This is a genomic window from Micromonospora sp. NPDC050695 (genome assembly GCF_040654415.1).
Lineage (GTDB): Bacteria > Actinomycetota > Actinomycetes > Mycobacteriales > Micromonosporaceae > Micromonospora.
This window is the reverse complement of record NZ_JBFAHZ010000037.1, coordinates 43,462-53,739: the sequence shown is the minus strand read 5'-3', so window position 1 is coordinate 53,739 and position 10,278 is coordinate 43,462. Positions and strand designations below refer to the sequence as shown.

Genomic DNA, 10,278 nt, shown 5'->3' with positions numbered 1-10,278 from the left:
CCCGCCCCCCGCTCCCCCCGCCCCCCCGTCTTTCTTGTTGTGGGGGGGGGTGTTTTCCTCCCAACCCCGGCTTACGCCTGCCACCACACCTCCATGATCGACTCGGGAGGGCGGCGGGGGGGCGGGGGCGGGGGCGGGGGCGGGGCCGGGGCAGGGGCCGGGCCGGGGCAGGGGCGGGGCCGGGGCGGGGCCGGGGCAGGGGCGGGGCCGGGTCAGGGGGCGGGGCCGGGGCAGGTTCAGAGGGGGGCGGGGCGGGGGCTGGGTTAGAGGGCGGGGAGGCCGAGGGCTTCGTCGACGCGGGCGAGGACGGCGGCGTCGTCGTCGGGGTTGACGCCGCGGAGCAGGTCGATAGCCGTGGCCCGAACCTGACCGATGATCATGGCGAGCGGAAGGGCCTGCGTCGAGCCGAACAGTTGCCCGGCGGTGTGCACGGCGGCGAGGGCCGACTCGTCCGCCCGGCTGGCGTACCGGTCGGCGGCCTCGTCCTGGCCGTTCAGGTCGGCGGCGAGCGCGGCACCGGCCTCGCGGACGGCCTCGGCGAGCGACCGCAGCGCGACGCCCAACTCGGGCGGCACCGGGGTGTGCAGGCGGCTGAGCGTCACCCCGGCACGGGCCAGCACCCGGACGTTGCGTACCGCGTAGTCGATCTGGCGGACCGACTCGTCGACCGACCGTAGCCGGCCGATGTGCCGACGCCGCCGCACGTTGAGCCGCAGCGCCTCACCGGCGGCGAGCACCCCGTCGCGCAGACCGTCGACGCGGACGTCCATCCCCCGGGCCCGCGTCAGTTCGTCCATCGCCGCCGACTCGTCGCGGCGGTCCAGCGCGTCGGCGATGCCGGCCAGCAGGCCGGCCAGTTCGTCAAACGTGTGCCGCACCTCGGCGACCAGCGGCGCGAGCGGGTGCCGGGCGTCGACCAGCAGGCTGGCCGCGAGCGCCACCGCGCCGCCGATCAACGCGTCGACGAAGCGGAACGGCACCAGCGTCCCGTCCGGCGGCGCGACCACCACCAGGTAGAGCGCGGACACCGCGGCCTGTACCAGGGTCACGCCGGTCGCGCCGAAGGCGACCGCGAGCAGGACGGTGAGCAGAATGACGGTGAAGACCGTCCAGGTGCTGCCCGGCCCCAGCGCCTGCACCACCAGGTCCGCGACCAGCACCCCGGCGGCCACCCCGAGGATGACTTCGACGGCCCGCCGGATGCGCTGCCCCCGCGCCTGCCCGAGGACGATCAACGCGGCGGCCGGCGCGAAGAACGGCTGCGGATGCCCGAGCAGCCGGGTGGCGAGCAGCCAGGCGACGGTCGCGGCGACGGTGGCCTCCAGCACCGGCCGCCAGCCGTGCCGCAGTCGCCCGCCGGCGACCCGTAGCCCGGTGAGCCGCCGCATCCGTCCACCTCCCCGCACACCGCTCCAGCCGAACGGACCGGCACCGCGCCGCGCCGGGCGGTCCCGGTACCCGAACTGATCGTCTCCCATCACGTGGCGAACCGGCTCACCGGGCCGCTCCCCAGGCCCGACGCGCCGCCCATCACGCGGCGGACCCGCAGGCCGGACGCGCGCCGGCCGCACCGGCCGTCCGGTCAGCTTCCGGTCAGGGCACGCAGCAGCGTACGGACGGCGGTGGTCAGGTCGGCACGGCTGGCCGGGCTGCCGGGTGGTGGGGCGGTGAGCGCGCCGGCCCCGACCAGGCGGTCGAAGAGCAGACCGTCCACGAACGCCACCGGCGAGCTGAGAAGGCGGGCCGAGACGGCGGGCCGAGAAGGTGGGCGCTCGGCCGGCGGCGATCACCATCATCTTCGCACCGGAGGGGCGGCGAACCGCACGTCGGCCCAAAACTCCAGAATAGCCATTTGTGCCGTCGGCGGCCCCGGGTAAAGACGACAGTTCGCCGGTACAATCGGCGACTGCATTGTGACTGATCGCTGACTGCTCGTGGTGAAAGCGATCACACACACTGAGCGCATGAACAGGAGAGTCAACCGCGGTAGGGCACTCCGCGTCGCGGTGTGTCTCGTTCTTCTCGCCGCGCTGAGCGGCTGCATGCAACTCAACATGGGCCTCACCGTCAACGCCGACGACACGGTCGACGGGCAGCTGCTGCTGACGGCCCAGAAGTCCGTGCTCACCGCACGGAACAAGAACATCTCGGCGGCCTTCGCGGAGCTGCGGCAGAACATTCCCGCGCTGCCTCCGGGCGAGGAGACCGGCTACGAGGACAGCCAACTCTTCGGATCCCAGATCAGTTACCGCAAGGCGCCGCTGAAGACGTTCGACAGCGAGAGCGTGAAACTGGTCCGGGACGGCGATTTCTACCGCTTCACGTTGCCGCTCGATCCGAAGAAGTACGGCGGAAAGGTCGCCGAGCAGAATCCGCAGAACCAGCAGGCATTCATGAAACTGATGTCGTTCGAGATCTCGGTGACATTTCCGGGCCGGGTGATCGACAGCAATGGCACGGTCAACGGCCGCTCGGTCAGCTGGAAGGTGAACCCCAACCAGGACAAGCCGGCCGAACTGCGTGCCGTGGCCGAGGCGCCACCCCGACCGTCGACCTCGCCGGCAGCCGCCGGCGACGACAGCGGGTTCCCGTGGCTGCTGGTCGTCGGCGGCGTACTCCTGGTGGTGCTGCTCGCCGCGGTGGGCGTACTCCTGCTGCGTCGCCGCCGCCCGACGGCGCCGGCCGCGCCCGGTCCGACCGCGCCCGGTCCGTCTCCGGGCGCGGCGGGGCCCGGCTGATCCATCGGTGGCCGGCCCTGCCGGCCACGCCCGGCCCCGGCCGCCCCGCGACGACGGCGACCGGCCCCGGCGCTCCCGCCCGGGGGCACCGGACCTCACCTCCACCACATCCCGGTCGCACCATCGCAGAAAAGGGGGATCGCCGTGAACGATCTCTTCACCTGGGCCGCCCTGGGCAGCATCGCCGGCGCGAGCGCCGCCACCCTGCTGGCCACCAACGTCATCGGCGGCCTGATCGGCCCCAGCGGGGACAAGCTCCGCAAGTGGATCGCCATCGCCATCGCACTGCTGCTGTCCTACGTGACCGCGGCGTTCGCCGACGAGGCCGGCGGCGAGAAGTGGGTCATCGCGTTCTTCAACGCGCTGGTGATCTTCTCCGCCGCGCTCGGCATCAACCAGTTCCCGCCCGGCAACCGGCAGGCGACCCCGACCCAGGTCGCGAGCGGTCGCGAGCCCCGAGTCTTCCGCTCCTGGGTCTGAGGGGTGACGTCATGATCTTCGGAATTCTCAGCGCGGCGGTCCAGGTCTGCGTCGGCGCCGTCCTCGGCCTCCTGGCCGGCGGCCCGGTCGGCCTGCTCATCGGCGCCGTCGTGGGCCTGCTGGTCGGCGCGGTCTTCGGCTGGGCGGTGGCCTCCGCCGGGGTGTACGCGTCGGACGCGCGCGGCATCTTCCTCTTCGTCGTCGACCACACCTGGAGCCTGCTGAACACGGTCGTCGGGGCCATCTACCTGGCCGTGCACCTGATCTTCGGGCACTCGTTGGACCGGCCCACCTCACTGAGCAGTGGCCGAGTCAGCGTGGTGGAGGGCGTCTCACCCCGCTACGCCACCACCATCGGCACCGTCTGCGCCGGCTCCAGCTCGGGCATCCAGCGACACGAGGACGTGCACATCTTCCAGGCGCGCCTGCTCGGCCCGCTCTACATCCCGCTGGTGCTGGCGAACTACGTGCTGTTCACCATCGCCCCGGTGTGGCTGCTCTACCACGACCACACGAACGCCCCGATCAACCGCTTCACCCGGTACTTCGAGATCGGCGTCTACCCGCACGTGTGGAACGAGGCCATCGCGTACCGGATCCAGGGGACGCCGCCGCGATGACCGGGCGCGGACCGATCGAGACGGCCACCACCGAGCTGGCCACCTGGCTGACCGGCGCGGCGGGCGAACCCGTCCCGATCGGCCCGCCCCGCACCGACGGCGACGGGCTCACCCTCTGGCCGATGGATCTGCGCCCGGCCCGGCAGACCCGCTCCAGCGGCGCGGTCCGCGAACCGTACCGGTTCACGATCCGCTACCTGCTCTGCGTGACCGGACCGGCCGGACTGGACCGCCTCGACCGGGTGCTCACCGCTGCCACCAGCGACGGCAGCTACCCGGTGGTGCTGGAGGCCGGCGACCCCACCCTGTGGACGGCGCTCGGCGCCGCACCCCGCCCGGCACTGCTCATCGACGTGCCGGCGCAGGTGGACCACCCGACCCCGGCCGCGCCGCCGGTGCTGCGACCGCTGCGGCTGCACCACCTTGCGGTACGCAGCCTCGCCGGCCGGGTGGTCGGCCCCGAGGACCAACCACTGGCGGCGATGCGCGTCGAACTGCCCGGCAGCCCGTCGGCCACCCACACCGATCCCGACGGCCGGTTCCTCATCGTCGGCGTCCCGCACGACCCCGAACACCCCGCACCGGTACGACTGCGGCTGACCGGACGAGGGCTCGTGCTCACCGCCGACGTCGACGCGGACGAGGACGACATCGTCATCGTCTGCGCGCCACCGACCAACTGACGCCCACCCGCACAGGAGGACCGATGCCCAGCTACTTCTCCCCCGGCATCTACGTCGAGGAGGTCCCCAGCGGCGCCCGACCCATCGGACCGGCGAGCACCAGCATCGCCGCGTTCGTCGGCGTCGCCCCGGACCGTGGCGCCCACCTGGGCAAAGCGGTACCGGTCAACAACTGGACCGAGTTCCTGCGGCTCTTCGCCGGCGGGGACCAGGTGGAGAGCACCCCGCTGGCCCGGGCGGTCTTCGGTTTCCTCGACAACGGCGGCGCCCGCTGCTGGATCGTCAACGTCGGCGACGGCGGCGCGATCACCGGCACCGGCAAGCAACGCGGCGGCCTGCAACTGCTGGAGGCCATCGACGAGATCTCCATCATCGCCGCGCCCGGCTTCCACGACGTGGTCGCCCACGAGGCGCTGCTCAGCATGGCCGAACGGACCCGCACGATGGTCGCGATCTGCGACCCGGCGCCCGACATCGACGACATCGCCGCGTTGACCCGCGTCGCCACACCGTCGTCCGGCAAGCCTCCGAAACCCGCCGAGGGTGCCGGCGGCAGCGCCGCCGGCTCCGGCGGTCCCGGCGGCTCGGGTGGCGTGGACGGGGCGGCGTACCGGCCCCGGCAGTCCGAGTTCGGCGCCTTCTACTACCCGTGGCTGCGGGTCCGTGACCCGATCAGCGGGGAGCTGGAACTCACCCCGCCGAGCGGGCACCTGGCCGGCATCTGGGCCCGCACCGACGCCCTGCGCGGCGTCCACAAGGCACCCGCCAACGAGCCGGTACGCGGCGCCGTCGACCTGGGCTACCTCGTCACCCGGCCCGAACACGACGTGCTCAACCCCAAGGGCGTCAACGTGATCCGCTACTTCGCCGGCGAGGGCATCCGCGTCTGGGGCGCCCGTACGCTCGCCGCCGAGGCCAGCGAGTGGCGCTACCTCAACGTACGGCGGCTCAGCATCGCCATCGAGCAGGCCATCGCCAACGGCACCCGCTGGATGGTCTTCGAGCCCAACGACTTCACGCTCTGGCGTTCGATCCGCCGCGACATCGGGGCGTTCCTCACCCGCGTCTGGCGCGACGGCGCACTGCTCGGACGCAGCCCCGAGGAGGCGTTCTTCGTCAAGTGCGACGAGGAGACCAACCCGCCGGACGTCCGCGACGCGGGCATGGTGATCGCCCACATCGGCATCGCCGTCGTCAAACCCGCCGAATTCGTGGTGTTCAAGCTGAGCCAGTGGGCCGGCGGCACCGAGACCGAGACGATCGGAGGCTGACATGCCCACCACGGCCGCCCCGCAACCGGGCGCACCGGTCGACCCGTACCGGGCCTACAACTTCAGGCTGCTCATCAACGGTGTCACCAACGGCCACTTCACCGAGATGAGCGGGCTGGAGGTGAACATTCCCGGGCAGCCGTACCGGGAGCACGGCGTCGGCCGGATGCGGATGGTGCCGGGCCAGGCCGAGTACGAGCCGGTGACCCTGCACTTCGGGCTCACCGCGTCCCGGGAACTGTGGGACTGGGTGAACGCCACCGCGCAGGGCACCGTCAACCGCCGCAACGTCTCGGTGGTCCTGCTGGACCCGGTGGGCACCGCCGAGGTGCTGCGGTGGAACCTGATCGACGCCTGGCCCACCCGGTGGCGCGGGGCGCACCTCAACACGCTCAGCCACGAGATCGCCATCGCGTCGCTGACCCTGCGCTACGAGGGCCTGGAGCTGGAGACCGGCGGTGCCACCGCGCCGACCCCCGCGTAACTGGCTGGCCGACCGGCTGCGCTCGGCGGCCGGGGCGGCGCAGCGCCTCGCCGGGCGGATCGAGGAACCCGGCGTACCCGCGGAGCGCCCGGCGGACGTGCCGCGTCGCTTCGGGGAGCCACCACCGCACTGGCTGAACCTGGTCGCCGCACACGCCCCGGGCCTGCTGCGCGAACTGGACCTCGACCCGCCACCGACCGCCATACAGCAGACGCGGGGCGGCGACGGATTGTCGGCAGGTGACGCGGCGTCGACCGCTGCGGAGCGGCCGCGGTCCGGGGCCGCACGGCCATCCGGACGTGCGGAGGAGGTCCGGCCCGCCGCCCAGACCGTCGAGCCTCACGCTCACGGCGGAGATGGCACCACGGGTGGTTCCGCGGCGTCCGCGCGGCACGGTGGTCCGGGTCCGGGCGGTTTCCAGGCTTCCGGTACGACGGTCGGCCGCGAGTGGACGGACGAGTCCGGGACGACGGGCGGCGCTGGTCCCGCGGGGCGCCTCGGCGCAGCAGGCGCCTTCGGCGCAGCGGGCGGGTCCGGGACGGCCGGCGGGTTCGGCACGGCCGGCGGGTTCGGCACGGCCGGCGGGTTCGGCACGGCCGGCGGGTTCGGCACGGCCGGCGGGTTCGGCACGGCCGGCGGGCAGGACGCAGCGGGCGGGATCGGCGCGGCGGGCGGGTCCGGGACGGCGGGCGGGGCGTTTGGCGTCGGTGGCCCGCCGGCGGTGGGTGCGGACGGGTGGCGATCGGCGGACCGGGCCGGCGGGTCGGGCCGTCCGTCCGGTGCGGCTGACGGTCCCGGCGACCCGGGCATCGGCAGCGCCTCAGCAGGCGCCGACACCCAAGGCGCGGCGGCGGCCTCGCACACGGACCGTGGGGTGGCCGGGCGGCTGCTGGATCGTTGGCGCCTGCGCTCGCCGTCCCGGCGGGGCGAGGCGACAGGGCCGCCCGCGCGCACCATCGCCGCGTCCACCGACACGAACTGGCCGCGCCGGACCGGCGAGCCGACCAGTCAGCCCAGCCGGCCAGTCCGGCGTCCGCCCCGCACACCCGCCGAGATCGTGAGAGATGTCGGCCGCTCCCGGGACACTCGCCTGCCACGATCCGCGGCCGCCTTCGCCGACGCCGGCGGGGTGGGGTCGGATCGGGCGGGCGGGCTTGTCGGGGACGGGTCGTGGCCGGCTCTTCCCGACGATCGCGCATGGCCGGGCCAGCAGACCGAGCAGCCGGCCGAGCAGGGCGTCGGGCAGCGGACCGCACGGCCGGGCGGGCAACGCGCCGGGCAGTGGGGCGTACCGCCGGGCGGCGCGGTGGCAGAGGGCTGGGCCGGCGCGGTGGCACGCGACCCGAGCGGCGGGCGACGGCCGGTGCGCGGGGCGATCCCGTTGTCCACCACCCAGGCGACGGCCGTCGACCCGTGGCCGGCGTTGCCGGATGACGGACCGCTGTGGGCGCTGCCCACCGCGGCGTGGGACACGGCCCAGCTCGCCCGACTGGAGCGGGAACAGGCGGGCGACTGATGGAACGCGTGGCCTTCCTCATCGACTCCTCCGGGGAACGGGTGGACTGCCTGCTCAACCCGGAGACCGTGCAGGTGACCCGGCTCGCCGGCGTACGGCACCGGGGCGTGGCCGGTGGGCAGCTCACCGGGGCGGGACTGGCCGACGACCCGCTGGTCTTCACCGGCGGCGGCCGCACCGAGCTGGTGCTCGACCTGCTGTTCGACGTCGACTTCGTCCAGGCGCAGGTCCGGCCGGCCGACGTGCGGGTGTTGACGCGTCCGCTGTGGATGCTGGCCGAGAACTCCGGCTCCGAGCACGGATGGTTGCGGCCACCGCTGGTCCGGCTGGTCTGGGGCAAGACCTGGAACGTGCCCGGGGTGATCATCGCGGTGGCGGAGCGGTTCGACGCGTTCACCGGCACCGGCTCACCTCGGCGCTCCTGGCTGCGGTTGAAGCTGGTGCGGGCCGCCGAGACCGCCGATCAGGCGCAGGCCGGGTTCGCCGAGGAACTGGCCGCGGCGAACACCCCGACCGCCGCACCAGGCAGCGCGGTCATCGCCGCCGGTGACGGCGCCGCCGAGCCGGGCCGCTCCGGTGTGCGCTTCGACCTGCTCGCCAACGACGCGCTCGGCTCGCCGTTGCGCTGGCGGCTGCTGGCCGAACACAACCGGATCACCGACCCGCTCGCGGTGCCGGCCGGCACCACCCTCGCCGTACCCCCACCCCACAGTGCCCCGGGCGCGTCGACGCTGACCGGTATGGCCCGGGCGGTGGCCGGCGCGGTCGGCGCCGGCGCGTCGTTCCTCGGCTCCTCGATCGCCACCGCCACCGCGGGCTGGGCCGCGCCGGCCGACACGACACCCGCACCGGCCACCGCCGCACCGACCGGCACCAGTCCCGCGGGTGCGCCGTGACCAGCGTCGTGCCCCGGGCGCTGATCGTCCTGCTGGACGGCGTCGAGCTGACCGCCACGGCCCGCCAGCGGCTGCGTTCCCTGCGGGTGGCGGCCCGCCTGGACCAGCCCACCCAGGCCGAACTGGTGCTCGCCACCACCGCCGGGGTCGGCGCGTTCGACCCGGCGGTACGCCCCGGCACGACGCTCGACGTACGCCTCGTCGACCACGCTGACGCCCTGTTCACCGGGGAGGTCACCGGTGTGGAGGTCGAGTACGCCGCGGACGGCGCGGCAGTGCTGCGGCTGCGGGCGTACGACGCGTTGCACCGGCTGCGCAAGCGTCAGGGGTTGCGGGTCTTCACGTCGGTGACCGCCGCCGACCTGGCCCGGGAGCTGTGCGGCGAGGTCGGGCTGGACGTGACGGCGGAGACCGACGGGCCACGGTTGGAGCGGCTGGTGCAGCACCGGCACAGCGATCTGGAGCTGCTGCGCGACGTGACCGGCCGGGCCGGGCTGCACCTGGCCGCCGACGGCGACGGGGTCCGACTGGTCACCCTCGCCGGGTACGGGGAGCCGGTCGCGTTGGCCCTCGGCGCGGGTGTGCACAGCCTGCGGTTGTCCACCAACGCCGACCAGGCCAGCGGTGCCAGCGCCGCGCTGGGCTGGCATCCGCAGCGGGCCGAGCCGATCAGCCAGCGGGCCGACGAGGCGCGGTGCGGTCGACCGGCCGGTGACCGGCCGGACCCGGCTGACGTGGGCGCCGACGGGGTACGCACCGCCGTCGACCAGCCGGGTCGTAGTGACGACGAGTTGGCGGCGCTGGCCCAGGCGCGACTGGACACCCGCGCCGCCGCGCTGGTCACCGCCGAGGGGGTGGCCGAGGGTGATCCGGCGCTGCGCCCCGGCCGGCGGATCGACCTGAGTGGGGTGCCGGACCCGGTCGCCGGGGCGTACGTGCTGACCGAGGTGGTGCACACCGTCGACGGCGACGGGCACCTGACCCGGTTCTCCACGGTGCCGCCGACCACCCCGCCGGCCGTGACCGGCGGCGCGGTGGTCACCCTGGGCACGGTCACCGACGTCGCCGACCCCGATGGGCTGGGCCGGGTGCGGCTGACCCTGCCGGCGTACGGGGACCTGGACGCCGGGTGGCTCGGCGTGCTCTGCCCCGGGGCGGGCCGCGGCAAGGGTCTGGTGGCGCTGCCCGATCCGGAGGACACCGTGCTGGTGGTGCTGCCCGGCGGCGAGCCGGCCTCGGGCATCGTGCTGGGCTCGCTGTTCGGCGCCGTCGAGCCGTACGACGCGGGCATCGACGACGGCCGGGCGCGTCGGTGGACGCTGCGCACCGCCGGCGGGCAGTCGATCGTCGTCGACGACGTGCGGCGCAGCCTGCGCCTGGCCACCGAGGGCGGCAGCTCGTTGGAGCTCACCCCGGATCTGGCCACCCTGCACGCGGCGACCGACCTGGTGATCTCCGCGCCCGGCCGGGCCCTGGTGGTACGCGCCCGCAGCGTCGACTTCCTGCACGCCGAGTCGACCGAGGACCCGGACACCGCGGCGGAGCAGGCCCGTTCGCTCGCCCGCGCCCACCACGAAGGAGGCGGCTGAC

Annotated in this window: 11 protein-coding genes; 9 read left to right on the top strand and 2 right to left on the bottom strand. The window is 74.4% G+C overall.

Annotation, left to right across the window (positions count from 1 at the left end; genetic code table 11):
* Positions 1-263: 263 nt before the first annotated feature.
* Both AB0H52_RS23555 and AB0H52_RS23550 read right to left on the bottom strand, forming a co-directional pair.
* Entirely contained in the window at positions 264-1,388 is a 1,125-nt protein-coding gene (locus AB0H52_RS23555; RefSeq protein ID WP_357949994.1) for an FUSC family protein, read from the bottom strand.
* Positions 1,389-1,582: 194 nt separating this feature from the next.
* Positions 1,583-1,723 (bottom strand): hypothetical protein, encoded by a 141-nt coding sequence (locus AB0H52_RS23550; RefSeq protein WP_225854837.1) that lies wholly within the window; start codon positions 1,721-1,723, stop codon positions 1,583-1,585.
* A 241-nt stretch (positions 1,724-1,964) separates the two neighbouring features.
* Between AB0H52_RS23550 and AB0H52_RS23545 the strand changes: the two genes are divergently transcribed.
* From AB0H52_RS23545 to AB0H52_RS23505, 9 genes are all read left to right on the top strand, one after another.
* Positions 1,965-2,738 (top strand): DUF3153 domain-containing protein, encoded by a 774-nt coding sequence (locus tag AB0H52_RS23545; protein ID WP_151493012.1) that lies wholly within the window; start codon positions 1,965-1,967, stop codon positions 2,736-2,738.
* Positions 2,739-2,882: 144 nt separating this feature from the next.
* Entirely contained in the window at positions 2,883-3,218 is a 336-nt protein-coding gene (locus AB0H52_RS23540) for a hypothetical protein (protein ID WP_151493011.1), read from the top strand.
* Positions 3,219-3,229: 11 nt separating this feature from the next.
* The gene (locus AB0H52_RS23535) at positions 3,230-3,838 is read left to right on the top strand and encodes a glycine zipper family protein (protein WP_151493010.1); all 609 of its coding nucleotides are present in this window, start codon (positions 3,230-3,232) and stop codon (positions 3,836-3,838) included.
* The gene (locus tag AB0H52_RS23530) at positions 3,835-4,521 is read left to right on the top strand and encodes a carboxypeptidase regulatory-like domain-containing protein (RefSeq protein ID WP_151493009.1); all 687 of its coding nucleotides are present in this window, start codon (positions 3,835-3,837) and stop codon (positions 4,519-4,521) included. The genes AB0H52_RS23535 and AB0H52_RS23530 overlap by 4 nt, the downstream gene beginning before the upstream one ends.
* Before the next feature lie 23 nt (positions 4,522-4,544).
* Positions 4,545-5,792 (top strand): phage tail sheath subtilisin-like domain-containing protein, encoded by a 1,248-nt coding sequence (locus AB0H52_RS23525; protein WP_151493008.1) that lies wholly within the window; start codon positions 4,545-4,547, stop codon positions 5,790-5,792.
* A gap of 1 nt (position 5,793) precedes the next feature.
* Positions 5,794-6,276 carry a phage tail protein gene (locus tag AB0H52_RS23520; protein WP_151493007.1) on the top strand — a complete coding sequence of 161 codons (483 nt, stop codon included), beginning with the start codon at positions 5,794-5,796 and terminating at the stop codon, positions 6,274-6,276.
* On the top strand, positions 6,251-7,792 hold the full coding sequence (locus AB0H52_RS23515; RefSeq protein ID WP_357949988.1) for a hypothetical protein: 1,542 nt from the start codon (positions 6,251-6,253) through the stop codon (positions 7,790-7,792). The genes AB0H52_RS23520 and AB0H52_RS23515 overlap by 26 nt, the downstream gene beginning before the upstream one ends.
* Complete coding sequence (locus tag AB0H52_RS23510) at positions 7,792-8,688, top strand: hypothetical protein (RefSeq protein ID WP_151492371.1); 897 nt, start codon at positions 7,792-7,794, stop codon at positions 8,686-8,688. Before AB0H52_RS23515 ends, AB0H52_RS23510 begins: the two co-directional genes overlap by 1 nt.
* Positions 8,685-10,277: a contractile injection system protein, VgrG/Pvc8 family gene (locus AB0H52_RS23505; protein ID WP_225854749.1), complete on the top strand. Its 1,593-nt coding sequence runs from the start codon at positions 8,685-8,687 to the stop codon at positions 10,275-10,277. Before AB0H52_RS23510 ends, AB0H52_RS23505 begins: the two co-directional genes overlap by 4 nt.
* The last annotated feature ends 1 nt before the right edge of the window (position 10,278 follow it).

Bases quoted from the DNA above. Each gene is read 5' to 3' on its own strand.
- AB0H52_RS23555 (WP_357949994.1), bottom strand. From the start codon at position 1,388: ATGCGGCGGCTCACCGGGCTACGGGTCGCCGGCGGGCGACTGCGGCAC.
- AB0H52_RS23545 (WP_151493012.1), top strand. From the start codon at position 1,965: ATGAACAGGAGAGTCAACCGCGGTAGGGCACTCCGCGTCGCGGTGTGT.
- AB0H52_RS23535 (WP_151493010.1), top strand. From the start codon at position 3,230: ATGATCTTCGGAATTCTCAGCGCGGCGGTCCAGGTCTGCGTCGGCGCC.
- AB0H52_RS23530 (WP_151493009.1), top strand. From the start codon at position 3,835: ATGACCGGGCGCGGACCGATCGAGACGGCCACCACCGAGCTGGCCACC.
- AB0H52_RS23525 (WP_151493008.1), top strand. From the start codon at position 4,545: ATGCCCAGCTACTTCTCCCCCGGCATCTACGTCGAGGAGGTCCCCAGC.
- AB0H52_RS23520 (WP_151493007.1), top strand. From the start codon at position 5,794: ATGCCCACCACGGCCGCCCCGCAACCGGGCGCACCGGTCGACCCGTAC.
- AB0H52_RS23510 (WP_151492371.1), top strand. From the start codon at position 7,792: ATGGAACGCGTGGCCTTCCTCATCGACTCCTCCGGGGAACGGGTGGAC.